This window comes from Bacteroidia bacterium (genome assembly GCA_016218155.1).
Taxonomy (GTDB): Bacteria; Bacteroidota; Bacteroidia; order Bacteroidales; family GWA2-32-17; genus GWA2-32-17.
Window position 1 is genome coordinate 22349 of sequence record JACREQ010000027.1, and the last position, 25871, is coordinate 48219.

The 25871-nt window shown below is 32.2% G+C and carries 23 protein-coding genes; 2 read left to right on the forward strand and 21 right to left on the reverse strand.

All coding sequences use genetic code 11. The features are described from left to right. Window positions 1-6: 6 nt before the first annotated feature. The 20 genes from HY951_03370 to HY951_03465 form a co-directional block, all read right to left on the reverse strand. Window positions 7-513: a hypothetical protein gene (locus HY951_03370; GenBank protein MBI5539072.1), complete on the reverse strand. Its 507-nt coding sequence runs from the start codon at window positions 511-513 to the stop codon at window positions 7-9. A 191-nt stretch (window positions 514-704) separates the two neighbouring features. After that, entirely contained in the window at window positions 705-935 is a 231-nt protein-coding gene (locus HY951_03375) for a ribonuclease H-like domain-containing protein (protein ID MBI5539073.1), read from the reverse strand. Between the two features lie 167 nt (window positions 936-1102). Beyond that, on the reverse strand, window positions 1103-1747 hold the full coding sequence (locus HY951_03380; GenBank protein ID MBI5539074.1) for a response regulator transcription factor: 645 nt from the start codon (window positions 1745-1747) through the stop codon (window positions 1103-1105). 125 nt (window positions 1748-1872) lie between these two features. Further along, entirely contained in the window at window positions 1873-3009 is a 1137-nt protein-coding gene (locus HY951_03385) for a hybrid sensor histidine kinase/response regulator (protein MBI5539075.1), read from the reverse strand. After that, window positions 3010-7893, reverse strand: coding sequence for a PAS domain S-box protein (locus HY951_03390; protein ID MBI5539076.1), 4884 nt, complete (start codon window positions 7891-7893; stop codon window positions 3010-3012). Between the two features lie 111 nt (window positions 7894-8004). Continuing rightward, window positions 8005-9144, reverse strand: a complete 1140-nt coding sequence (locus HY951_03395; protein ID MBI5539077.1) for a response regulator — start codon at window positions 9142-9144, stop codon at window positions 8005-8007. Window positions 9145-9349: 205 nt separating this feature from the next. Continuing rightward, window positions 9350-10777, reverse strand: a complete 1428-nt coding sequence (locus tag HY951_03400; protein ID MBI5539078.1) for a T9SS type A sorting domain-containing protein — start codon at window positions 10775-10777, stop codon at window positions 9350-9352. Window positions 10778-10823: 46 nt separating this feature from the next. Next, on the reverse strand, window positions 10824-11999 hold the full coding sequence (locus tag HY951_03405) for a hypothetical protein (protein ID MBI5539079.1): 1176 nt from the start codon (window positions 11997-11999) through the stop codon (window positions 10824-10826). Window positions 12000-12363: 364 nt separating this feature from the next. After that, window positions 12364-12726, reverse strand: coding sequence for a hypothetical protein (locus HY951_03410; protein ID MBI5539080.1), 363 nt, complete (start codon window positions 12724-12726; stop codon window positions 12364-12366). Between the two features lie 203 nt (window positions 12727-12929). Further along, complete coding sequence (locus HY951_03415; GenBank protein MBI5539081.1) at window positions 12930-14231, reverse strand: TolC family protein; 1302 nt, start codon at window positions 14229-14231, stop codon at window positions 12930-12932. Beyond that, window positions 14224-17313 carry an efflux RND transporter permease subunit gene (locus tag HY951_03420; GenBank protein ID MBI5539082.1) on the reverse strand — a complete coding sequence of 1030 codons (3090 nt, stop codon included), beginning with the start codon at window positions 17311-17313 and terminating at the stop codon, window positions 14224-14226. Before HY951_03420 ends, HY951_03415 begins: the two co-directional genes overlap by 8 nt. A gap of 1 nt (window position 17314) precedes the next feature. Next, complete coding sequence (locus HY951_03425; protein ID MBI5539083.1) at window positions 17315-18421, reverse strand: efflux RND transporter periplasmic adaptor subunit; 1107 nt, start codon at window positions 18419-18421, stop codon at window positions 17315-17317. Between the two features lie 95 nt (window positions 18422-18516). Then, complete coding sequence (locus tag HY951_03430; GenBank protein MBI5539084.1) at window positions 18517-18861, reverse strand: hypothetical protein; 345 nt, start codon at window positions 18859-18861, stop codon at window positions 18517-18519. Window positions 18862-18969: 108 nt separating this feature from the next. Continuing rightward, a complete protein-coding gene (locus HY951_03435; protein MBI5539085.1) occupies window positions 18970-19602 on the reverse strand; it encodes a class I SAM-dependent methyltransferase in 633 nt (210 codons plus the stop codon). Between the two features lie 6 nt (window positions 19603-19608). Beyond that, window positions 19609-19965 (reverse strand): DsrE family protein, encoded by a 357-nt coding sequence (locus HY951_03440; GenBank protein ID MBI5539086.1) that lies wholly within the window; start codon window positions 19963-19965, stop codon window positions 19609-19611. Window positions 19966-19982: 17 nt separating this feature from the next. Next, a complete protein-coding gene (locus HY951_03445) occupies window positions 19983-20399 on the reverse strand; it encodes a DUF302 domain-containing protein (protein ID MBI5539087.1) in 417 nt (138 codons plus the stop codon). Window positions 20400-20463: 64 nt separating this feature from the next. Then, complete coding sequence (locus HY951_03450) at window positions 20464-21546, reverse strand: hypothetical protein (protein MBI5539088.1); 1083 nt, start codon at window positions 21544-21546, stop codon at window positions 20464-20466. A 54-nt stretch (window positions 21547-21600) separates the two neighbouring features. Next, complete coding sequence (locus HY951_03455) at window positions 21601-21909, reverse strand: sulfur reduction protein DsrE (protein ID MBI5539089.1); 309 nt, start codon at window positions 21907-21909, stop codon at window positions 21601-21603. A 114-nt stretch (window positions 21910-22023) separates the two neighbouring features. Beyond that, the gene (locus HY951_03460) at window positions 22024-22596 is read right to left on the reverse strand and encodes a class I SAM-dependent methyltransferase (GenBank protein ID MBI5539090.1); all 573 of its coding nucleotides are present in this window, start codon (window positions 22594-22596) and stop codon (window positions 22024-22026) included. Window positions 22597-22606: 10 nt separating this feature from the next. After that, window positions 22607-22927 carry a winged helix-turn-helix transcriptional regulator gene (locus HY951_03465; GenBank protein ID MBI5539091.1) on the reverse strand — a complete coding sequence of 107 codons (321 nt, stop codon included), beginning with the start codon at window positions 22925-22927 and terminating at the stop codon, window positions 22607-22609. 361 nt (window positions 22928-23288) lie between these two features. On the opposite strand from HY951_03465, the gene HY951_03470 reads away from it, so the two are divergent. Beyond that, window positions 23289-23720, forward strand: a complete 432-nt coding sequence (locus HY951_03470; protein MBI5539092.1) for a hypothetical protein — start codon at window positions 23289-23291, stop codon at window positions 23718-23720. Window positions 23721-23747: 27 nt separating this feature from the next. Next, the gene (locus tag HY951_03475; protein ID MBI5539093.1) at window positions 23748-24155 is read left to right on the forward strand and encodes a hypothetical protein; all 408 of its coding nucleotides are present in this window, start codon (window positions 23748-23750) and stop codon (window positions 24153-24155) included. Between the two features lie 302 nt (window positions 24156-24457). Here HY951_03475 and HY951_03480 read toward each other — a convergent pair whose 3' ends face one another. Beyond that, window positions 24458-25834, reverse strand: coding sequence for a hypothetical protein (locus HY951_03480; GenBank protein ID MBI5539094.1), 1377 nt, complete (start codon window positions 25832-25834; stop codon window positions 24458-24460). Window positions 25835-25871 lie beyond the last annotated feature (37 nt).

The window sequence follows — 25871 nt, forward strand, 5'->3', positions numbered from 1 at the left end:
TAATTTTTAATTGAGATGTGTGTCATTTGTTAACGAGTCAAAATATTCTTTCTCTTTTTCTTCCAATACCATTTTCATTTTAATATGCCTGAATACCATTAATACTATTTCTTCTACAAGATTTTCTTTTTCAATATCTCCGTTAAAAAGTATTTTTTCATTTTTACCTGGTAATTCAAAAATTTCAGATTGTAATTTCGGGTCATATAATACTACCCTTTCATCCTTTGTTATCGGTAATTCTTTAATAAACGAACCAAGTAATTTTATAAATTGTTTTTTATGAATTGTGGTCTCAATTTCGTAACAATGCCAACCAACTTCAGATTCTAAACTTATAATAACTGCCTGGCTGGAAATATAATTTTCCAGAATCCGTTTTGTTTTCGGAGATTTTATAGTATGTATGAGTTGGTACAGGTGCATAAAAAAAGACGTGGAACTATAACTAAATTCGATTGCGAGGTACCACCAAGCACCTTCATTCTCAAATAATAGTTTAGCCCACGCCATAGCATGAGCATTATATTATTATAAATGAGAATGATTGAAAATTGGTGGTTTTCGCAATCATAAATAACAATTAACGCTACAAGTATTATAAAAAGAACCTCTATGAAAACATTTTCATGTTCACAATACAAATTTACTACACTTATTTAAAAGAAAAAAATATATTTACATGATAATTAATGTTCTGACATTCACATCCTCACTCCCTCCAAATAGTTCTCATTAATCCCAAACAATCCGAAGATCTCATTTTTCAATCGAACAAGGTTAACAACGTCCTCCATATTGTATTTTAACACTTTCTGCTTTTTGTATGGATTTCGCCAGTCTTCAGCCAGTTTAAAGATATTGGACTTGTACTGCTTTTCTGAACGCTTCAATTCGAATATTTCTTCAAAATATGCCAGCTTGTATGAATTCATTCCCGGCATAATATTGTAGTAATTGGTTTGTGAAGTTATGATTTAATTTGTTATTTCTACAAGCCGTATTTATTTAATATTTCTATTCTTACGGTACAAATACAATAACCGGAGCCTCTATACACATAATAGTATTGTTCTTAAAAACTTGAACAGAGGACAAAAACTCAATCTAACTCAACCAAATTATTTTTAATAGCATATAAAATTAGACCTACAGTATTTTTAACCTCGAGTTTTTCCATAATATTCGCCCTGTGTCCATCAACTGTTCTATGGCTAATAAATAACTTTTTCCCTATTTCGGCACTTTGCAATCCCTGACAAATTAAATTAAGAATTTCTTTTTCTCTATTCGATAAAATGATTTGATTATCTTTTTTAGGATTCAGGAAATTTCGGGTAAGAATTTCTAACATCTCTTCAGAATAGTAATTATTCCCTTTCATTACAGCATCAATAGCCCTTGCAAGGGTGTCTTTCTTTATATTTTTAAGAAGAAAGCCCTGTGCACCAGCATCTAACATATTTTGAAAAGACTCTATGTCATTTTCTCGAGTAAGTGCAATAACTTTTAACAAAGAGTACTTTTGAATAGCTTGCCGAGTAGCTTCAATTCCATTCAAAACAGGCATGTCAATATCCATAAAAACCAAATCTACCTCTATTTTTTCTAATGAATCAACGAACTCTTGTCCATTTTCAAATTCAGAAATTATTTTAATATTTTTAATTTCTTCTAACTGAAGCAAAAGCCCTTTTCTTAAAAGCTCGTGATCATCAACAATTGCTATTCTAATTTTTGTTTCCATACTATTTTATTATCAATTATCAAATATACTATTTTTTCATAATGTAAATTATCTTAGAATCAACCTTTTATATTTTCCACAACTTCTCCATTAAATATTTTAATAACATACAAGAATTCATGCTATTACTTATTGTTGTTTATATCTCTTGAAATAGTAAAATTAAATATACTACCAACATTATTTGCTTTTTCGACCCAAATATCCCCACTGTGATATTCAACAAATTCTTTACATAAGATTAAACCCAAACCTGTACCCTTTTCATTAGCAGTTCCGGGCATTGAACAGTTTTTATCCAGTTTAAACAGTTTTTTACTTATTTCCTCAGAAATGCCTATTCCAGTATCTGTAACCAATATTTGCGTATTGTCATCATTATTAATCGAACTTATTGTTACAACACCGGAATCAGGAGTATATTTTACAGCATTAGTAATTAAATTACGCATTATTGTTTCCAGCATGTATTGATCAGCAATAAGCAATACATGCTCAGAAATGTTATTAATAAGCTTAATGTTTTTATTATTTGCGGTTGCAGTAATATTGCTCATACATTTCTCAATCACTTCATATAGTTTAAGTTTTGTAGGCTTAAAAGCTATTTTACCTGTTTGTGATTTTGACCATTCCAAAAGATTTTCAAGCAATGCCGAACCTTGTTTAGAAGCATTAAATATAGTTGCTACTAAACTCTCCGTTTTTTGGTAGTCATATGTTTTCAGGTTTTTAAGCAACATCTCAGAAACCCTTTCCAAACCATCAAAAGGATTTCTGAGGTCATGAGCTATAATAGACATAAACTTATCCTTTGTAGCATTAATTTTCTTAAGCTCTTCAGCATATTCCTTAACCTCTTGAGTTTTCTGTTTTAACAGCAGATGAGTACTTATTCTCGCCAACAATTCTTTTGAATTAAAAGGCTTTGTAACATAATCCTGAGCACCAGCATCAAATCCATTCACAATACTATCCGAATCATTATATGCTGTTAAGAAAATTACAGGAACCTCTTTTAATTTGGAATTATGGCGCATCTCTTTACAAGTCTCTATGCCATTCAATATTGGCATCTCAATATCAAGCAATACAAGGTCGTAATTGCCAGCTTGATCAAGAATCTTGAGTGCCTGTTTTCCATCAGATGCAAATCCAATAATATATCCGGCACCTCTAAGTATATTGCCCAAGACCTTCAAATTCTCTGGATTGTCGTCAACAATAAGAATATTAAACCGTCTATCTTCTTCTGATTTCATTTACTTTGTTAAAAATTTCAGATGTTCAACAAAATTAGGAAAGTTTTTCATTGTGTCCATTAGTTTTACTGTTTCAAAATTATCTGCATATGAACAGATTTTTCTTCCAAAATCAATCAAAAGACTGTTAGAATACTTCTCACCTAATAGCACCAACTTTTGCCCAAAGTCTTCCATTTGATCTATCATTTGATTATCCCTTGTTTTATTATACATCGGGATAAATTCTTTTTCAAGAATCTCAATTATTTCCGGGAGTTTTAATCTCTGATCATCTGTTAATGCAGCCTCTAAATTAATCCCATCTTGATTATCAACAAGTGATTCTTTCTCTTGAAATTTCAGATGTTTTTTAAATACTTTTATAAGATCAGATAGGTTTACCGGTTTTAATAATAAATCATCAAATAATTTCATCTCCTCTTTATCTGACATCATTTTTACCGATGCTGAAATTGCTATAACTGGAATATTACTGGTTTTTGGTTGTTGTTTAATAATTTGGGTGGCGTCAAATCCATTCATCACAGGCATAAGCAAATCCATTAATATAAGATCGGGTAAACTTTTTGTAGCTTTCCGAACCGCTTCTTTTCCATTTTCTGCTTCTAAAATTATTATGGAAGAATTAGCAAAAAAATCTTTCAAAATCTCACGATTACCAAAATTGTCATCCACAATCAAAACTGTTGCTTTTTCAAACAATATTCTTGACGGATCGAAATCTTCTTCCTCTGGTTCAGCTATCGCATCTGTTACTTCAATATTATGGAGAATTACAGTAAAAACACTTCCTTTACCTGATTCACTTTTCAGGATAATTTTACCATCCATCATTTCAACAAGCCTATTTGTTATAGCAAGCCCAAGACCTGTTCCTCCATATTTTCTTGAACTTTGTCCTTCCTGCTGAATAAAAGCATCAAAAATAATTTGTTGCTGATCTATTGGAATTCCAATACCGGTATCTTCCACAGAAATTAACAAATCAACATTTTTCTTATTGATGGAATTTTCTTTTATATCCATCGAGATAAATACATGACCACTCTCAGTAAATTTTACCGCATTGCCAACCAAATTAAACAAAACCTGACGTAATCTTACTCCATCAATAATGAGCGAACCTGATATTGTGCTATTTGTTTCCACAATAAATTTAAGATTTTTCTCCTTAATCTTTGTATTAAATATACTTTCAATATCATTTGTTATGGAATCTAAATTGACCGGTTCTTTTTGAATTTTCAGTTTTCCCGCTTCAATTTTTGACAAGTCAAGAATATCGTTAATGATTTTGAGTAGATTTTTTCCACTTCTGCGTATGGAATCAACTTGTGAAAGTTGTTTCTCGTTTTGCAATGTTAAATGAAGCAAATCAGAAAAACCAATAATAGCATTCATTGGCGTACGTATTTCATGGCTCATATTTGCAAGAAACTCGCTTTTAGCCCGATTTGCTGATTCAGCATTCTCTTTGGCTGTTTTTAACTCCTCAACAATTCTTCTGCGCTCTGTTATATCAGACACAATACCATAAGTGATTCCAGACTGATTAGATATATTTATTCTTATTTCAGCAAAAAATGTTTCTTCATTTTTTCTTATACATTCTACCTCAATGGGGCTTGTGTCATTATTTCGAACCTTCTTAAAAATGTTTTTCTTTACTTCATCTCTGATATCAGGTATCGCAAGATGCCAAACAGGCATACCTATCATTTCACCGGTGGAATAACCAAATATTTTTTCCATTGCAAGGTTTATACTTTTAAACCGTCCACATTCGGTAGAATAAATACCATCAATAACATTTTCGCTCATCAGCCTGTATTTTTCCTCGCTATCAATCAAAGCTTTTTCTGATTTTATTTTATCAGTCATATCCCGAATAATACCTGTAAATGCACGATTACCATTAACAACAAACTCAGATACGGAAAGATCCATCGGAAATGTACTACCGTCTTTTCGAAGTCCCATAACAATATGGGTTCTACCTGTTTTTTCTTGCCTTTCTGATTTTAAATAATTTTGCAAATAACCATCGTGTTCGCTACTATAAGGTTCAGGCATTAGTATTCGAATATTTTCACCTAACACTTCGTTCCTTTGATATCCAAATATTGTTTGTGAAGAGTTATTATAGGTTTGAATTATTCCCTTGTCGTCAATTGTTATAATTGAATCCACAACAGTATCAAAAACAGCTCTGAGCTGAGATTCGCTTTTGGCAAGTTCAAAACTTCGTTTTAATACCAATTCTTCAAGATGCTCTTTATGTTTTTGTAATTCAACTTCAGCTTTTTTTCTAACAATTATACTAGCCAAAGTATTTGCAACATTATTTAAGAAATCAACAGCCAAAGATGAAAATTCCTGATGAAAAGGAATATACGTATTAATAACTCCTAGTATTTCATTCAAATAAGTAATCGGAATACAGTAATGTCCGTGTTCAGAAATTCCCTCATAGCTAATCTCATGATCTGTATTTAAATTACCGCTATATTGAATCTCTCTTGTTAATGCAGCTTTTCCGCATAAACATTTTCCAAAGGGCACAAGCTTACAAGCTTGTTTGATGGATTGAGACATATTATTCTCAACTTTCATAACTAATACATCCTTCTGATCTTCTACTAAAAAAATGCATCCTTTCTTATCTAATGTTATCCAATCTAATGAAGTTATCAGGTCAAAAGACAGAGTAAGTATCGCTTCAATTGTTGCATCTGTTGTAGAAAGTTTCAGTATAGAATTTATGATGGTCTGTGCTTCATTTTTTCGTTTTATTTCTTCTTCTACTTCTTTTCTATTTGTTATATCTCTAAAACTGACAATAATAGAATTGTTTATTCCCTCTGAGTCACTAATTTTTGCAGCTGACATTTCAGCAATAAATGTTGTTCCATTTTTACGAATTACTTTATATTCACTACTAATAATTCTTCCGGTTTCAATGATACTCTTTAAATTCATTTTTGCCTTTAACAAGTCAGATGGGTCAACAAAAATAAATGCACTTTTGCCAACAATTTCTTTTTCATCCTGATAATCAAAGAGCATTAAGCCTCGTTGATTAACCTTTATTATATTACCTTCAAAATCGCAGAGTGTAATTCCATCAGGAGATGTTTCAATTAGTGTTCGGTAGAGTGTTTCACTATTTCGTAATGCGTCTTCAGCTTTTTTTTGTTCATTAATATTGATAATGGACCCTACCATTCTATATGGTTTATTATTTTCATCAAATTGAGCTTGCCCATTACCAAGAAACCATACATATTTGCCAGCCTTTGTTCTTAATCGAATCTCGATACTCACCGGTTTTTTTTGAGCAAAATGCAAGTCTAATTTCTCAAAAGCCTTATTTTTATCTTCCGTACAAATCAGTGATGTAAAGGCAGAAAAACTTGATTCTATTTCGTTATTTTCGTATCCTAAAAGTTCGTAATATTTCGGAGACCACCATTGTTTTCCGGTTTTAATATCCCAATCCCAGATTCCTGCATTTACACCTTCTACGGCTAAGTGAAATCTTTCTTCACTTTCTTTAAGTGCTTTTTCATTTTCCCTGCGATCAGTTACATCTTCCATCGTCCCTTCATAATATATGACTTTTCCCATTTGATCTTTCAACAGCCGTGCACTTTCATTTAAAAATAACAGTTTGCCATCTTTACGCTTCCATACGGACTCGAACCCTATAACTCTCTCTTCTTTTTCAATACGTTCTTTGAATTCCTTTCGTGGGTATCCTGAATCAAAACCTTCACTTTCAAGATTACGTTCTTTAAGTTCTTCAAGTGAGTCATAACCAAGAATTTTAACGAGATATGGATTAGCCATTACTATTTCGCCTTCCGGTGTCGTTTTATAAATACCAATATTTGAGTTTTCAAAAATACTTCTAAAACTTTCCTCGCTGTTTCTCAATAAATGGTTAGAATTTGTAAGCTCTTCTGTACGTTGTTCAACCTTAAGTTCCAATTCCTTATTTGTTTGTTTAAGTGCTTCATCAGCCTTGTTTAAAAATTTCGCATTCCAAAACAAGAAAATGTTCAGAATTATCATGGTAAAAAGTGACATAAAAGCTTCCGCGAACTCATGATTAAATAATCCTGCATCTTCGCCCTTAATTTGCAAGACACTTTGTAATACTGCTAGGGCAAAAGCAATAGGAAGCATTCGGCGTAAAAGTCTTCCGCCCGACAAATTACTGGTAGCAATACCTGCCAATCCAGCTTTAGGCTGTGTAAGCAAAATACCAACACCAAGAAAAAGAAAAGCAAAAGTGACGTGTAGAGAAACCTGAGTAAAAGAACTATGACCCAATATGGTTTTTACTCCAAGCACATAACCGGTAAAATTGATAAAGCCAATAAATAACAAGAATATACAATATACCTGAATAAAATAAAAAAAGCGTTTTTCTTTAATTAAAAAAAGTACAATACCTGTAAAGAAGAATAAAATAGATGTAAAAGGAGCCATTCGCCCGGGTAAAGTATTCCCAACAATGGAAGATGGATTTTCAGCAAATATAAATTGATCGATGAATAAATCAATATTAGTAATATGCTCAAATAAAGTAAGTAAACTAATAAGGGCAATCATCAAAGCAAAGATTTTTGACAAAATTATTTGAATTCTGTTTTGAGTTCCTGTATTGAGAAAATACAATGAAATTCCGGCAAGAATCATAACAACAGCTGCGTTCGGTTTTATTTCCATAAATCCCGGAATAAAACTTTTCAAAATGGGTATATCCGTAATCCACCCTAACAATCCTATAATACCTGTAAATAAAATTGCAACTCCACAGAATTGTGCAATAATTAAATATGATTTATTAAAGTCACTGTTAGAATCTTTATTCATGTTTTTTCCTTTAATAATTATAGGTTATTCTATTTTTCATTGCAAAAACAATTATCACTATGCAGTTTTAATTAATCATTAAAAATAAGGATATTTTTCCTTACTTTAATATTAAGGGATTTTATAACCAATAACTAAGACATCGTCTACTTGTTCGTTGACACCTTTCCATGTCTCAAACTTCTCTTCTAATTTCTGTTGTTGTCTCTTCATTGGTAAATTTTGTATTTCGCAAAGTATTTTCTTGAATTTTCTATAGTTCAGTTTTTTATTTTTCTCGCCTCCAAACTGAGAAAGATATCCATCGGAAAAGAGGTATATTGAATCACCTGATTGTGTTTTTATCTCATGATCTGTAAAGCTGTTTTTATAATTAGGATGAACGCCAACAGGCATACGATCAGGTTTAAGTTCAATTATCAGGGTCTTATTTTTATCTTGTAACAAATTACTGTTCTGTGATTGTTGAAAGCAATCAGGAGTTTGATTCTTTTTTGAGATTTCTTCATGCGCTCCAGATTGTTTAGCAGAAGGACGAACTATATATACCACACTATTTGCTCCTGCATAGTGCAAGGTATGATCATTACTATTAATAGAGCAAATGGAAATATCCATTCCGTCCCGGGTTTCGTGATGATTATTGTTTTGATTTAGCGCAATTACTAATCGTGTTCTTAGTTTATTTAGCAGTTCGCTTGGTTTAATTGTATCAGAGCCATTGGTGATTTCATTCAGATGGGTTATACCCAGCATACTCATCAATGCGCCTGGCACACCATGACCTGTGCAATCGGCAGCTGCAAGATACAATGTGTTCTTGTTATTTTTAAACCAATAAAAATCTCCACTGACAATATCTTTTGGCTTATGTAAAATAAATGAATCAGGATTATTATCAAATAGAATATTTTCGGATGGTAAGATGGCTGATTGTATTTTTTTAGCATATAAAATACTATCGGTTATATCCTTGTTTTTTTGAGTAAGCTGATGATTCAATTTTTTTATTTCATCTTTTTTTTGTTTCAACAGGATATGAGTTTGTATTCTTGCCAGTAGTTCTTTCTGATTAAATGGTTTTGATATGTAATCCTGTGCACCGGCTTCAAAACCGGAAAGAATATTAATATTTTCAGAGTAAGCTGTCAAAAATATTACAGGTATTTCACTCAATGAACTATCTGTTCTCATTCTTTTACAAGTTTCATAACCATCCAGTTCTGGCATTTCCACATCAAGAAGTACCATATCGAAATCCTTAGTTTTTTTCAGAATCTCTAATGCCTGAAGTCCGTTAGTAGCAAAACTTACTTTGTAGTCAAAGTTTCGTAATACACTTCCTAAGACTTGAAGGTTTTTGGGTTGATCGTCAACTATTAAAATATTGCACATTTTCTTTATTTTTTAATTAGTTTATTAAACTAAGCGATGACAAGTCTTAGACAAGTCAAGCTTATTTAATCATAAGTTTATTAACAATATGAGTCCCTTTAAAGGTTACAGTAATAAAGCACAAGCCCGGAATCATATTTTCATTATTTAAAAGAGTAATGTTCTGATTATTTTCAGTAATCAGAATTGAATTGGAATAGACCTCTTTCCCTAGCATATCGCTTAAATTAACCTGAATACTTTCATCTTTTGCGTTTACTACCTGCAAATTAATATTGTCGCTTGTGGTTGGATTCGGATATACATTTAAATAAAAATCAGGCGATGAGTTAAAATCAACAGATTGAATATTGGAGTAAGAAAATTTACCATCAAAATCTGTCTGCTTTAGACGATAATAAGATATTCCGCTATAAGGTTCATTATCAATTGTTGAATAGGATAATTCATGATTACTATTTCCTGAAGCATCAACTATAGCAACATTTTGAAATTCTGTTCCGTTTTTTGATTTTTCGATGGTAAAATAATCATTATTTGTCTCGGAAAGTGTTGCCCAATTTAATAGAACCTGATCATTATTTTTTGAAGCAACGAAACTTATTAGTTCGACAGGAAGTGGTGACATATTTCCTGATAAAGCCCAAACTGAAAAATTTGTAACAGCCGGAACAGTTGCCGAGTTTGAGGTGTTTGTTTGCCCTGACAACGGAGCTTCCCAAGTACTTGTTATAGGATTCCAGCTTTGTGCCTGTAAGTTTCCTATTGACCCTACTTCTGTAGATGAAGCTGTGAATGTTAATGTTGCAGTTCCGCTGGTTCCGTCTTTATTTACTTGCCAAAAGCGATCAACAACATTCCCACTGTTGTTATTACCTAAAGCGTCATTCATATTTGTTACAGGATCGGGGGAGGTCGGATATGGAGTATTATCATTAGCAGTAGGAAATGTTGAAACGGTCACATTGCCTATATTCCCAGATGTTAGGGTTAATGTAAATGGGATATATTCACCTGAAATTGTTCCAAATGGAAATGTATAAGAACCAGTATTGCTATCAATAACCCATTTCAATTTACCTGAATTATCAACTTTCTCGCTAAGTATAAACCCATTAGTTCTAGTTAGGGACAATGGTGAATTATTATTTATTGTAAGTGTATTGGAATTTAAATCTAATACTCCAGAGGTTAAGGTTAACGAATTGTTAATAGTAACTGGCTTCTCCATTGTAACGCCCGAAGGATTATTTATAACTAAGTTTGTAATGGTAAGTCCTGATGACCCCGAAATTCTTTGGTTTACAGTGCCATTAAATTCAACAACTTGCCCTCCATCATCGAATGTTCCATTGTTAGTAAGGTCACCAAAAAAAGTCACTTTTCCATTAGAATAGATTTTTAAATTCCCTGAATTAACCATTTGATTTTGTGCATACATCGAGATGCTTATAATCAACATTGCAATTTGTATATTAAATTTTTTCATGACATTTTTATTTTTACCATTGTGATTATAATAAATACCTTTATTCTTATTTGTCTATTCTATTTATACTTAGGTTTGTATAAAGCATATTGTAGACTGTTCCTGCAATATTGCAGGTAAATCTTAGGTCCAGAATATCACCAGCACTAAGGCTTAGTAAACCCGAAATCTTAACATTCACGGTTCCTTTATCTGATGTTAAAATAAATTTATCAATATTCAAAGAATGCGATGATGATCCATAATCTGACTGGTAAAATCTTACAATCATTTGACTACTCCCATTATAATAATTATTAATATTTCCGGGTATTGTAAATTCTCTGAAAATATCGGATGTTGTACTTGGTATATCTCTTATTGTTGACAATACATTATCCCAAGAAGATGTGCTAACATTATAAACCTGTAACTCTACTTCATGAGAACTACTGCCAACATTATAGCCATTAAATAAAAGTACATCCGCTTGTTTTTCTAAATCTGTAAATGTAAACCTAATGTCGTATCCCGGATTACTATTTCCTTCCTGAACAATATAATTAACCCCATCAGCAGTTTCTACGTCAGATACTGTTCCGCTTGTGAGTATTCCGCCGTTTAATGAAACACTTCCCGGAGGAATAATGATTCCCGATGGTGTTGTTTCCCGTGAATATAAATTTTCCTGAGCAACTCCGTTTTTAAACAAGACCATCTTGTTACATCTTCCGTCATTACTCTTCAAAGAAGAATTAGCATCTATACTATAAATTCCTCCACCTGATGCACCAATTGTAAGGTTATCGGTTGATGCACTACCAACCACATATCCGGTACCCTTTGTTATACCGACAGTGGTAGTTGTCCACTGGTAATATTCTGCGGCATTTGTTATTGTAATGGAACTGCTTCCATTTTCGTAAAGTTCACCATATGAGGGAACATTATTGTTTAATATAGGTCTCCAATTAGTTCCATCCCAATAATAAAAACCATCGGTAACAGCACCACCAGTACTATAAACAAGCATACCTGCCGGTACAGGTGTAGTTAGCGGGGATGCTGAACTTAAACTATTAATTGCTACTCTCGGTGGAAGAAACCCTTTTGTAGTACTTTCCATTTCAAGTAGAGAGTTTGGATTAATTGTGTTTGGATTGTCACCTATTTTCACTTGTGAGAATAGTAGATTTACTGTTCCAGTTAACAGAAAAGTTATTGTTATTGCTAAGTTTTTCATAATGCATTTTATTTAATTTGTTCTTATTAGCAAAATTAAATGCAATAGAGCCTTAACTTTAGAGTAAAATCTTCAATTATATTGGAATAATATACCCAGAAGAAGTACGTAAAATTCCTTAGTGTTTTATATTGTATGTAGTCTTGTTAAAACAGACAATAAAAGGGGGATAACTTAGACGGCCTTATTTCAAGTCTTTTTTCTAAGGTTATGGCATTCTTGTTTTACAAGCGCAATTACATATTTAATGCAAGATTTTAATGTATCGTTTAAAAGTATAATGATTCCTTTGATAAAAAATTATCAACGGTAATATTATTAAAAGTGCAATTTCTATTACGCTAATAAAATAAGAAATAATAATTTAAATAACTTCTAACCTTAATTTCTCTTCTATCATTTTTAATGCACATATTATGGTTTTTTTCTCAGCTTTTTCGGCAGTTTTGTATTTTGCATAATCTTCAATAAAAGAAACTTCTCCAGATGGAATATTCAATTTATTATTAATATAATATTTTATGTAAGATCGGTAACCTAAAAGCTTTTTGGGCTCATCAGAATATACTGGCACAATGTTAATACCTATTCTAAAACTAAACAACAAAGAATCAATTCCAAAATTTAAGTTTGAATAATCATCTCCTTCAATTTTCATATATTCCCGATAACAGTTGGGATAAATTCTTTTGAATTTATTAAGAGACATGATTTCACTTGTTATCATACTTTTTTCAATTTTATTAATTACTGCTCAATTAACTTTGTTTTAGAAATAAATACGCTGGATTAAAATTACGAATATTTATAATTAATTGATTTGACTGAAATTGTTCAAAATAGTTTAACCTACTATAAACGTCATGCAACAATCTTAATAGTATTGCAGAATGATTGATTTTGAATAAAATTTTCATGAATTCTATTTTTCTATAAATCTATATCCCAAATCCCTACAGCTCTTTCAAGCTCAACCAACGAAGCGTAACAATTATACAATGTATCGTAATAAGAGGTTTGCAATTCGTTGTATGTTCGCTGAGCGTTTAATACTTCGAGTAAAGAAGTTTCGCCACGAGAGTAACTATAAATTTTCCCATTTAATACCGTTTTTGTTTGCTCTAAAAGCCCATGATTATAATTCTCTACCTGTTTACACAAAGATTTATATTGATTGAATGCTTGCATTACTTCATTTTGAATTTTTATTTCGATATGCTTATATTGTAATTCTGCTTGCTCTATTTTAAATTGAGCAATTTTTATCTCACCTTTATTAAAATTAGAAAAATTCAAAGGAATTGCAATACCTGTGTATATTTCAGTTGAAGAAGGCGAAAATAAACCGGTTTTCAAATACGAATTATTAGCACCTACTTTAAAATCAATATCTGCCATCCTTTCTCTTTTTGTTAAAGTCAGTAAGTTTTGGTTATATGTTATATTACTTTTTGAAGCCAACAAATCAGCCCGGTTATTTAAGGCTATAGTCAATAATTCGTTAAGTTTAAAATCTCTTTCGGGTTTATCGAATTTGCCATTAGGAAAGAGAATGGTGTCGTTATAATACAAACTTATTCTGGTTGACAGGCTTATGAATGAATTTTTTCTATCGACATCAATTTGAAAAAGTTCATTTAGTAATATTCCGGCTTCTATTTTACTTTGTGTTGCATCAATAGCTTTAATACTCCCAAGGCTAAACCGGATACTATCAGCATCAGATAATTCTTTCATCATCTGATATGAATTTAACATTACTGCAAATAAATAATTTTGTTTCAATGCAGTTAAAAAATCAAGAGTAGCATCAGCTTGTAAATTTCTTAAGTAATCAGCAAGCAACGCATTGGTTAAGGCACTTTCACTTTTTGCAAGGTTTATTCGGGCTTTACGCTTTTGGACAAAATTAATTGACTTTGAAATTTCGGTTGAAAAAGAATAGCCATTAATGGCATCATCTTCTTTGTTTCCTGCCCAATCAACAGCTAAAGATGGATTTTGGAAAATTCTGGCAGCTTCAACTTTCGCATCAGCAATGTTAACATTATATTTTTCAGTTAAATATTCAAGATTACCGCTTACAACCATTTTTAAATAATCTTTATAATTCAGATTGATACGGTTAAACGATGAATCAACTTGTGAAAAAGCAAACTGCGATAAACATAAACAAATTGTAAAACTCAGTCCTGTTTTTATCGTCATTTTGAAATGTTTATTATTATTCATGATTTTGTTCCTCCTTTCCCCAGCGTTTTTCAAACATATAATAAAGTGCCGGAAGTACATAAAGTGTAATTATTGTTGCAAACAAAAGTCCATACACAATTACTGTTGCAAGTGGACGCTGAACATCAGAACCGATTCCGGTTGAAAGTGAAGCCGGAAGTAGACCAAGACCTGCTACGGTTCCAATTAATAATATAGGGCGTAAACGATGACGTGCACCAGAAATAACTGCTTCTTTAAGTTGCATTCCGTGTTTTCGTAGGGCATTCATATGATCTATCATAATAACTCCGTTTTGAATGGAAACGCCAAATAGTGCGATAAAGCCTACAGCCGATGATACATTAAAAGTTAATCCGAACGCATTCAGGGCAAGCATACCTCCAAACAGTGCAAAAGGAACAATAATCATCAACATTCCTGCCTGTCTGAATCTGCCAAACGCAGCAAACAGAAGAAGAAACATAATGGCAAGTGCCAAAGGAACAATAAATGCAAGTCTGGAATAGGCTCTGTTCTGATTTTCAAATTGACCGCTCCATTTTATATGGTTTTTTTCGTGATTGTAATTGACATTTTTTTCAATCTTATTATTTGCATTTTTCAGAAAAGCTGTAAGATCAGTTCCTCTTAAGTTAAGTCGGATTATTAAATACCGTTTATTCATTTCTCGGGCAATTAAACTGGCACCGGTACTTCGTTTGATTTCTGCCACCTGTGATAGTGGTATTTTTGCGCCACTTGAAGACGTTAGCATGAGATTTCCAATGTTTTCGGGTGTATTACGACTTGCTTCATTAAAACGGCAAATTACATCGTAAACTTTATCGTTAATAAATATTTGTGAAATGGCTTTACCACCAATAGCTACTTCAATTAATTCGGAAACATCTGCTACGTTTAATCCATATTGTGCGATTTTATCCCGGTCGACATGAATTTGCAGTTGCGGTAATGGCGGTTCCTGATCGATAGCAACATCTGCTGCACCCGGTATGGTCTTTATTTGTTTCAGAATATCTTCTGCAATTCTGCGGGATTCAATAAAATCTTCACCGTAAATATTTAACGCCAGATCGCTGTGTGTTCCGGCAAGTAAATCCATTACCATATCGATAATCGGTTGCGAAAAACCTATTGTATAACCAGGCATAGTCTCAAATTCTTTTGCCATTTTTTGTATAAGTTCATTTTTCGACAAACCGCTTTTCCATTCGGAATATGGCTTAAGACCAATGGAACATTCCAAGTGTGAGGTGGAAAACGGTTCAGTTCCTGCATCATCACGCCCGGTTTGTATCATAACATAAGTTACTTCTTCGTACTTAATTATTCTTTTTCTAAGAGTATCACTCATTTCTTTTGATTTATCAAGCGAAATACCCGGAGGTAGCTGTACTTGCAACCAGATTGATCCTTCATCTAATTGGGGAAGGAAATCTTTTCCTACTGTTATCGTTAAAATAATTGCAGAAACAACAATCAAAATCAGAGGAAGAAATACCTTTTTAGGTTTCTCTATAATCCATATAATATGTTTGTTATATATTAAGATAATCTTTTCAAGCCATTTGTTCTTATACATTTTTCGCGGTTTTCTGTATATCACATAAGCCAGTCCGGGAATTAACAATAATGCTACAGCCAGTGCACCAATCAATGAATATCCAATAGTGAATGCCATCGGTGTAAAAAGTTTTTTCTCGATACGCTCAAAAGCAAATAAAGGAAGGTAAGCTGTAATAATAATGATGGTAGAAAAGAAAATTGGCTTTGCCACTTCTGCACAACGCTCAATAATTGATTTTTCATCTAACACAATACCTGGATGATCTTCCCTTTTCTTTAAAACAGTTTCCAACATAACAATGGAGCCTTCAACAATAATCCCAAAATCAATTGCTCCGAGGGAAAGTAAATTTGCAGGTATATCTGTCAAATACATCAGAATAAATGCAATTAAAAGTGAAAGTGGGATTGTTATTGCAACAATTAAAGCTCCACGCCAACTTCCCAGAAAAACAATGAGAACAAAAATGACAAGAAAAACGCCCAATAATAGGGTATGTGACACCGTGCCCAGTGTTTTATCTACTAGATTTGTTCTATCCATAAAAGGTCGTATTTTAACACCTTCGGGAAGAATTTCATTGTTTAACTCGTCAACAGCTTTGTGAATTTCTGTAAGAACTTCGGTTGGATTCTGGTATCGTAACATTTGCACAATACCTTCAACACCCTCCGAATAATCTGCTTTATGATCTGTAAAACCTAAAACACCTTTTCTTTCAAGATTACCATATTTAAGGGTTCCTACATCTTTCAGAAACACCGGAATTCCTTTTTCAGATTTCACTACAATTTCCCCAAGATCGCTTAAGTCTTTAACTAATCCGATTCCACGTATTACATAGCTTAAATCACCACAATCAAGCATACTACCACCAGCATTGGTGTTGTTCTTTTCAATTTTTTCAGTCACATCAGAAAGAGAAAGTTTATATTGTTCGAGTTTTTGGGGATCAATTTCAATCTGAAATTGAGTAGTGATACCACCAAAATTACTGACTTCTGCAACTCCCATAACTTGCTTCAATCTTGGAATAATAACCCATTTTTGCAGTTCAGTAAGTTCACGCAAATCATAGGATTTACTTTCTATGATATAACGATATATTTCACCTGTAGGAGAGGTTAAAGGGTTAAGACCCGGCGCAGCTCCGAATGGCAGCTCCACTTCATTTATTTTTTCCTGTACACGCTGTCTTGCCCAATAATCATCTGTTCCGTCTTTAAACACCAATATTACTGTTGAAATACCAAATGCACTTTTACTACGCATAGTATGTAGCCCCGGTAATCCGTTTAAGCAACGTTCAATAGGAATTGTAATTTGTTGTTCAATTTCTTCGGCAGCCAATCCCGGAACTTGTGTAACAACTTGAACGGTAACATCGGCAATGTCAGGATAAGCTTCAATAGCTAATTGTTCCCATGAGTAATAACCTAATATCCCTAACAAAATAAAAACAGTTAGTATTATCCAGCGTTTACCAACGGCAATTGAAATTATTTTTCTCATATTATTCTGCCTCCATCAGATAAAATCCACCCTTTGTTATTATTTCATCATTTGGATTTAAACCTGTTTTAATAACAGCACTGTCCTTATCAGTTGTGAGCATTTCAATTTTTTGCTTAACGTACTTATTTTTTCCAATGTGTATAAATACAAAACTTGCATCATACATTTGAAAAACAGCTTTTGCCGGAACAACAATAGCATCATCAACTTTATTAATAAATTTTACTGTAACATACATTCCCGGCTTCATTATCTTATTCTTGTTCTCGCATTCAATAAGCACCTGAACAGACCGTGTATCTTCATCAATAATTGAATTAATGTGATAAATATGTCCTGTAATAATTTCATTAGGAAAAGATAAAAGTGTTATTTCAACTTCAGTTGAATCATTGATATACTGAATATCTTTTTCTTTTACTTGTCCGGCAACCCATATTTTACTTAACTCAGCAATGGTTGCAACTGGGTCAGAATCCTCCTTAATGTATTGACCGATAACAATGCTATTTTCTACTATTGTTCCTTTTATTGGTGAACGAACTATTAACGGCTGTCCCAAAATTAAATCAGATGTATCAACCTGAAAGACTTTAAGGCTTGCAAGTGCGTTTTCAAAATCTTTTTTCTTTAAAGCATAATTAACTTCGGCTTCTTCAACCTCTTTCTGTACGCCTACTCCTTTGTTTAATAAATCATTTTGCCTTTTAAGATTCTTTGAAGCCAGATACATTTCTTCTTTTGCCTGATAATAGTCTTTTCCGGTTTCAAAATAAGTTGGCGAACTTATCTCGAAAATAGGAGACCCGGCATTTACTTCTTGCCCAAGACGTACATATGATTTTGTGATTCTTCCAGCAAATGGTGCTGCCACTAAAGCATAATTATTTGGAATTGCTTTTACAGTTCCGGCGGTTGTGAGCTTAAATGTGAATGGTCTCGAATTAACTTTATTTGTTTCAATATTTTTAAGAATAGAAGAACTATCTGTTATTGTAATAGTATCATTAGACACATTATAATTTTTTGTTTCAAGAGTTTCGTTTTCTTGGTTACATGCTACAAAACTCATTGCAGCAATGCAAACCATAAATAATTTATACATGTTTTTAAAGTTTAAATACACAATTATTCATTTGCAACCGACATTTTGGTTACAAACATTACTAAGAAAATTCAGATGAAATCAGGTTTCACCAACTAAGATGTGTATTTAAAAGGGGGAGCTCGTAATCCGTTTGAAAATAAAAAGGCAAGGTTTGAGAAATTCTGTTTATTCTTTTGGAAATTAATTTTTCTAAAAAATACTTTTAAGGCTTCAATGGAAAGTGCAAGAAATGAAACAGTAGTTAAAAAATTAGAAAGTAACTGAATAAGAACATACCCATTTTTAGTATGATTGTGGTTTACCGGAATATTACCTGTGCTTGCTTTAAATGGATGGGAATGAACAATGATTACTCCATTTTCAATATGATGGGTGTGAGTAAATAATGTTATACTTCCGTAATACCCCAAAAAGAGGAATAAAAGAAAGTATTTCATTATTTTATTTGACCAGTGTTTCAAGTTTGGCAATAACTTTTTAGCAAAGATAGTTATTTTATAAGCATTCCAAATAATGCTTAATAAACAAAAAAAGAAGGCAAATACTCAACGAAATGTTATCTTTTTACCTTTCACAACAATAAAGCTCCCTGTTCCGTAACCTACTGATGGCGTTTCGATTGCTGCAAAATCCAGACTATTTAATGTTTGAACTGTTTTTACAATTTCGAATCCATTATTTTGGAGCATTGCATTTATTTCTGGTACTGAATAAAAAGTTGCCTGTTTATAAAACACACTATTTTCTTTGTCTTTTAATAGAATTTGTCCCAGTCGGCTTTCTCTGTCTATAAAAGCAATAATTATTTCGCCCTCATCCTTCAATATTCTGAACGTTTCTTTCAAAGCTTTATCCGGATCTTGAATAAAGCATAGTGAGGTAATAAATACTGCAAAATCAAAACCAGCATCAGGATATGGCAGGTTTTCTGCAACACCGCTTTTTACTGTAAGATTACGTTTTCTGGCAAGTTCCAGCATTTTTTCAGATGGATCAACACCAAAGTTAATACCGAGCTTTTCTGCAAATATTCCACTGCCAATACCAATTTCAATACCCGTTCCGGACAATGGCAACAATGTTCTGATGGCAAGCAATTCAGATTGAAAAATTACATCATTTAATCTGAACCATTCTTCGTATTCATCAGTATATATATCAAATGGATTGATTTCCATTTTAAATTAAAATGTAATTATTTTATCAGATTCCATAGTCAACTTTGTAAGCTCCGTCATACTGCTTAAGCTTGCTCCTTCAAGAAACTTCAACTCCTTTATTCCTCTAGCTTCTACACATGATGTACATATTTTAATTTGTCCATTTTTTAGTACAACTGCCTTTAGCATTCGTTCTATATTATAATAACCATTAGGCGTATTTTGATTTGGTATGGCACAACTAACAGCATCTGCCATTAAAAAAATAGTTAGTTCAGTATTCTCATAATCTTTCTGAATCTGCATTGCCAAACGCAAAGCATTAAATGCTTTTTCTGTTCCATAAGGTGCATCGTTGATGATAATTAAAATTTTTTTCATGATATTTATGTGATTTGTTATTTATTTACTAAAGAATCCATTAATGCTTTAAGCATATTGAAGACCGTCATTGCATTTGAGTATAGTTCTACATTAGACTTTATTGCGTTAAGCATAATGTCCATATTCATTGTTGAAATGACTGTTTTTCCTTCATGCTCATAAATTGCTAATTTGCAGGGCATAAATATTGAAAATTCCGGATTGTCAGTAAGCATTAAAGCCGCTGTTTTTGCTTGACAAATCTCATAAATAAAAACTTTTCTTTTTATTGGGAATCCCTTACTTTCAACAATGTCGTGATAAACATATGTTTGAAGCAATGCGAATTTATTATTTTCACATGCTTTAGGAACTTTTTGCGAAATATTCTCGATTGATTCATTACTTATTATTTTCAAAGTAAACATTTCAATCATTTTTTCGGCTGGCATTTGGTCTTGCATTTTTTATTTTTAGAAATTTATACACTTTGTTAATTATATTGTTTTGATGTTCTTAAAGCTTATACTCAATGCTTAATAATATATGATGTTGAAAGTTTAAAGCTGTATTGTCTGGTTGCCATCCTTGATAATTCAATGAAAAATTAATCCCTTTTACTGGATTATAGTGTATGCCACTAATATAACCTTTACCAGTATTCTGATAGTACCAGTTGTGAGTTTCATTATTAATTATATTTGCCTGTAATTGGTCAAAACGAGCAAATAATTCTATTTTTTTTGAAATAGCATAACTACCATAAAAAGAAAAGCCAAACAAGTCGTGCTGATTTATATTTAAATGATTTATACGATAGTTGTATTCTCCTCCTAATCTGAATTTTTCTTTAAACTTATAGCCTGTAAAAAATGAAAATAGCTGCTGTTCTGCTGGTTTTAATGGGTTCTCAGATTTAGTGTAGTCGTAAAAAATACGTGTCTGTAGTCCTTTTAATGGTTTAAAATCAATGCCCGACGCAATTTTCACATCACCATAAGCATCCTGATCGAACCTAAAACCTTCGCCATTAGTTAATGCTAAATCGAATCCAATTTTTTCGTTTATTTTATAAAAAGCAATAACACCAAGATCACTGCTTGGGATTTTAAAATATCTATCCTGAAATACTTCAGCTAAATACCTGTAACCCCAAAATTTTTCCTGAGAAATATAGTGGTTTTGTAAAATAGCACCTATTTGAATTTTTATTTTTTGTGTTGGTTTCCATTCTAAAGAAGCAAATTTTAAAGTCATTTCATAATAGCTTCCTTCTTTTGAAGTATTTGAGACATTTAGGTTATTTCCAGAAGTGTCGGTAACCGAAATTGTGCCAATTGTTGTTGGACGTCCTGCATCAATGACTATTTTACCCGTAAACTGCTTTGCAAACTGATATTCATAGCCAAAATGTGCACGCCCAAACCAAAATCCATAATGTTTATTTACTTCTTTAGTCGCATTATAGTCAAAATTACTAAAGACATTGATAATAGGACTGCCAAAGGGCTTAAACGTAGTGTCTGACTGTGAAAATACAGAATTGGTATATGTTAATACCATCATTATAACAATATATATATAAATAGAACTTCTCATATTATTGTTTTATTAATAAGTATTTTTTTGTTTTTATTGAAAAGAATCAAACATTTAAAATGTCAGAACAATTTTATTTGAGCGAATTAGACTGTACAAATCTGCCATTGATGAAAATTTGCAAACCTGTGGGTTGTCATTCTTTCTGCTTGTAAGGCATGTGCCACAACCGAGAATGATTCCACCACTATCAAGAAATTTTTCAGCTTGTTCTTTTATGTCAGTATTTTCTTTTACCAAAATTTCTACTTCTACGCCTTTGCCAAGGAGAAATATTTTTATAGTATCTCCTTCATCTTTTGAGAAATTTGCGAGACGTAATGCATTCCACACTGTTTCTACATCATTTGTAGAAATAACCATGCCGATTGATGTGGGTAATTTTTTTTCTGTTTTCTGACCGTCACATTGTGCAAATGTTATTTGTCCATTAAATCCAATTAAACAAATAATACTCAAAATTAGTTTTTTCATCTTTTATTTATTTTTAGTTAACAATATTCCAAAATGATAAGGTTCAATTATAAATGGTTTAAGTTTTACTTTAAATTTGCTTTCGTCAATTAAACTTATTATTTCTTCTGGCTTTGGTCTGATTGTTAAATCGGGACCTCTGGGTGTTTCAATATCGCTGCGCCAATGAATAATGCCTAACTTACCGCCAGATATTAATATTCTGAATGCTTCGTTTAAAAAATCTTTAGGAGTTTCGTTATGCAGAAGATTAAATAGCATCACATAATCCACCGATACATTGGGTAAGCCTGTAGTATTGGAATGTACATCTCTGTTTTCAAGTATAATGTTATTTATTCCTTTTTCGATTGCTTTCTGCTTTACAATTTCAATCATTTCGCATTCAATATCAAAAGCGAATAGTTTTCCTTTAATAAGATTTGATGCAAGTATTGTAAATGTGCCATAGCCACAACCAATTTCAACTAAATTAATAATATTGTTGTCGATTTCAAGTGATTGAAATATATTTTCAATATTGAAAAAGCTTTCCCACATTTCCACATTCGGCATTCCACTGTCACGTACTTTCATAAAACGATTCTTAATAATTCTTTATTAAAGCACTTTGCTTTTTAATATTCTCAATCAATACTTCTCTCATAATCTGACATGCAGTGGCAATGCGTTCAGTTGAAAGTTTGAAGAATGTATTTGCTCCTTCTTTTCGCTGAACTAATATCCCACTTGACACCATTAATGATAAGTGTTGAGAAAGGTTGGATTTTAAAACACCCGTTTCTGCAAGAATATCACCAAATGTCATTTCCTTACCGTTTAACAAATCAATTATCTCAATACGAATAGGATTTGCCAAAGCCTTACATATATTAGCATGAAGTACGTATAACGTTTTATCTTTCATTGTTCGATAGTTTATGTGTTTATAAGTTTACAAATATATAAACTATTTAAATAAAAAAATATCAATCTATGGTTTCTGTAATAATTTTCAGATAAAATTTCATTTCGAACATTTGCCTATTCCAACATGTCGGCTGTTATCTGTTAATGTAAAAAGATGTCGTAAAATGTTTTATTTGTTCCAAGTCTTGCAGGAATTCAATCGAAACACTTACTTTTGAGTCTGCTGTTACATAGATTTAAATCGTGAAAATAGCCTAAAAAACCAAACTGAATCTTTTTTTTATTTTTACCTTTTCGGAGAAAAAAAGTAAAAAAAATCAGCTTGGCAGGACTAAATATTGAAAATGAATAAATTAAAAATGGAAATTGGAGATTGTGTTAGAATAAAAAATGGCGTTTTAGACCCTGATTTTGAAAAATATGATATGTCCGGCTGGCAAGGTCGTATTATCGAAACAGACTTTGTAAATGGAATTACTTTTGAAATTGAGTTAGACAGTTTCACACTGAAGAAAGTACCAAGACAATACATATATGACAGCCTTGATGATGGTTGTGACTATGCTATAATGTATGTAAGTTCATCTGATGTTATTAAAGTGGAGCCCAGAGATACTGTAGACGAAGTAAGAGCCGTAAGAAAAGAAATGAATGAAAAATTGGATTATGTTTCTGTATTGGATGAAGATGAAGCAGAAAATAAAAGATTTCTTGAAATGTGTAATTTTGTATTCGGTATAAGAAAACAGGGAATATCAAATGAAGATGTTGAATTTCCATCTTTGAATTAAACAGATTCAGTAATAAAGTCTTTACAAATGGCAGGTTTATTTGATTTTTTATTCGGGGTAAATGGCGACATAAAAGTTGAAGCTTTTCGTGTAACAGAAATTTTAAAGAATACTTTGATCAATGATTTTGCTGTTGTTTCTATTGAGTTAAGAATTACCAATAATTCCGGTAAAACAATTTTTATCGAGAAACCGATTATTAGAATAAATAAAAAAGTTCATGGCAAAAACGAGTATGATATATTAAGCCCGGCAGAATTATATCCTTTGCAGTTAAGAGAATCAAAAGTGCATTTAAGAAAGTTTGCGCTTGAACAAGTATTTTTTGATAAACTTGTTATTAACAGTAAGATCAGATTTGTAGTAGCAGACACATTGGGAAATACATATTCATCCAAAAAATATAAAGTATCGGAATTCTTACCAGATGTTTAGAATCATTTTATTTAACGTCGTATTTTTAATAATGCAAAAACTGAATTTCTACTTCTTTACTTGAATATTTTGTTCAAATTCGGCGTAAAAAACAGAAAAAACTGTTTTTCATAAGAATAAATAAATTTCTTTTTAATGTTTATTTTATAACATAAAAAAAGAGACTGTCATTTTGAGGCTGTTTCTTATGTTATTTTTATTAGAAGTGAGTTTTTAAATATTTTTTTATAAAATATTTATTATCTTTGAATACAGGTTAAAGTATTGTAAAAACACAAATCAGGTTTAGAGTTACCCTATTGTTACTCATGTCGTGTAAATAGCACATATATAGCACATATACCAACTCCAACATCAAAAGAATTTATACCGCTTCCCATGACTTCCATAAAAGCAATTCCCTCACGCTGAATATCGGTTAACTGGAGAATACCGGATTTAAAAGTAGCTGAACATTCAAATCCAATAGGAACTTTCTGGTAAGATATATCGCTTTGTCCATTATACAGACGATTCCATGTATAATCCAATCTTTCCTGATCTTTAGCAGAAACAACTTCATGCAGAAAACGTGAAAAGAGTTTTTCTCCTTCAATCCTTGCATTTGCTTTGAGTTCGGATTTTTCTTCCTTTGACATTTTATCATCACGTAAAGGACGGTTAGCAATATAATAGTCTGCAATATCAATGGCAGAGGACTTTTCAAAGTCTGCATCAGAATTTAAAGTAAACAACCATTTTACAAAAACCTGTTGTAAACTGTACTTTGTTTCACCATCAAAACGTAAATGGATTTTCTCATTGTTTTTCTTCCGTTCGACTTTACCGTTTACTTTTTTCAGTTCCTCTGAATTTTCAACGTCCATGAACTCCTCACGGACTTCTGTTATAGAAAACACATCCGTATCGTCTGCAAAGTCGGAAATAGCTGTAATAATCGGTCTTTCTTTTTCGTCGGGATTTGTAACGGTAAGCATTACAGGCTTTGATTTTTCAATGGCTACACGATGATTTTCATAAACTTCATCACCCCATTGTTGCTGTATGGTTTCCTTATCTGCTTCAAGCTGGAGTTCCCTGTCATACATATTGCCAAAAGTGTAAATTGGGTAAGGAACCACTTCACCACCCATAAAAAATAAAGCTCCTTTTTTAACAAGGGCTGAAAGTTCATTTTCATTGGCTGCAATGGATGTTTTAACCAGCTTACAGGCTTTTGCAGAAACAAAATAAAGTCCGTCATCAGAACGGTAAATAAAATAATTGTCCCCTTCTGCGTATTTGTGGGTTTTGATGTATTTGCCAAGAGTTATTCCTTTCTCCACATTTTTAATATCCCGAAAATGGTTGTCTTTTACGGTTACGGAACTATTTGTTACGACATTTTCAACTACGTTACCGCCTTTGATATAGTAGCGTTCCCAATTTTTCATTTCAATACCCAGCGAACGTTTATACCAGACCCATGCTTTTATTTCTTCAAATGAAATGCCTTTGTTGTAACGTGCAACCACATCATCAAAACTCATGGTTTTGGATGTGTCTCCCAATCCATGCAGTTGTTTTGCTTCTTTGACAACTTTCAGGATTTTGTCTGAGTTGGAGAGAATGACACTGACAAGAGCCGGATTTAACCAGCCCAGATTGTCTGTATTTGATATTCCGTTGAGAAAGTTCATAAATTCAATGTTTTTTGTTTATTGTTCTATGTTTTCA

Coding starts and splice junctions, on each gene's coding strand:
- HY951_03370 (MBI5539072.1), bottom strand. CDS start 513: ATGGCGTGGGCTAAACTATTATTTGAGAATGAAGGTGCTTGGTGGTAC.
- HY951_03375 (MBI5539073.1), bottom strand. CDS start 935: ATGAATTCATACAAGCTGGCATATTTTGAAGAAATATTCGAATTGAAG.
- HY951_03380 (MBI5539074.1), bottom strand. CDS start 1,747: ATGGAAACAAAAATTAGAATAGCAATTGTTGATGATCACGAGCTTTTA.
- HY951_03385 (MBI5539075.1), bottom strand. CDS start 3,009: ATGAAATCAGAAGAAGATAGACGGTTTAATATTCTTATTGTTGACGAC.
- HY951_03390 (MBI5539076.1), bottom strand. CDS start 7,893: ATGAATAAAGATTCTAACAGTGACTTTAATAAATCATATTTAATTATT.
- HY951_03395 (MBI5539077.1), bottom strand. CDS start 9,144: ATGGTACTTCTTGATGTGGAAATGCCAGAACTGGATGGTTATGAAACT.
- HY951_03400 (MBI5539078.1), bottom strand. CDS start 10,777: ATGAAAAAATTTAATATACAAATTGCAATGTTGATTATAAGCATCTCG.
- HY951_03405 (MBI5539079.1), bottom strand. CDS start 11,999: ATGAAAAACTTAGCAATAACAATAACTTTTCTGTTAACTGGAACAGTA.
- HY951_03410 (MBI5539080.1), bottom strand. CDS start 12,726: ATGATAACAAGTGAAATCATGTCTCTTAATAAATTCAAAAGAATTTAT.
- HY951_03415 (MBI5539081.1), bottom strand. CDS start 14,231: ATGAATAATAATAAACATTTCAAAATGACGATAAAAACAGGACTGAGT.
- HY951_03420 (MBI5539082.1), bottom strand. CDS start 17,313: ATGAGAAAAATAATTTCAATTGCCGTTGGTAAACGCTGGATAATACTA.
- HY951_03425 (MBI5539083.1), bottom strand. CDS start 18,421: ATGTATAAATTATTTATGGTTTGCATTGCTGCAATGAGTTTTGTAGCA.
- HY951_03430 (MBI5539084.1), bottom strand. CDS start 18,861: ATGAAATACTTTCTTTTATTCCTCTTTTTGGGGTATTACGGAAGTATA.
- HY951_03435 (MBI5539085.1), bottom strand. CDS start 19,602: ATGGAAATCAATCCATTTGATATATATACTGATGAATACGAAGAATGG.
- HY951_03440 (MBI5539086.1), bottom strand. CDS start 19,965: ATGAAAAAAATTTTAATTATCATCAACGATGCACCTTATGGAACAGAA.
- HY951_03445 (MBI5539087.1), bottom strand. CDS start 20,399: ATGCCAGCCGAAAAAATGATTGAAATGTTTACTTTGAAAATAATAAGT.
- HY951_03450 (MBI5539088.1), bottom strand. CDS start 21,546: ATGAGAAGTTCTATTTATATATATATTGTTATAATGATGGTATTAACA.
- HY951_03455 (MBI5539089.1), bottom strand. CDS start 21,909: ATGGTTATTTCTACAAATGATGTAGAAACAGTGTGGAATGCATTACGT.
- HY951_03460 (MBI5539090.1), bottom strand. CDS start 22,596: ATGAAAGTACGTGACAGTGGAATGCCGAATGTGGAAATGTGGGAAAGC.
- HY951_03465 (MBI5539091.1), bottom strand. CDS start 22,927: ATGAAAGATAAAACGTTATACGTACTTCATGCTAATATATGTAAGGCT.
- HY951_03470 (MBI5539092.1), top strand. CDS start 23,289: ATGGAAATTGGAGATTGTGTTAGAATAAAAAATGGCGTTTTAGACCCT.
- HY951_03475 (MBI5539093.1), top strand. CDS start 23,748: ATGGCAGGTTTATTTGATTTTTTATTCGGGGTAAATGGCGACATAAAA.
- HY951_03480 (MBI5539094.1), bottom strand. CDS start 25,834: ATGAACTTTCTCAACGGAATATCAAATACAGACAATCTGGGCTGGTTA.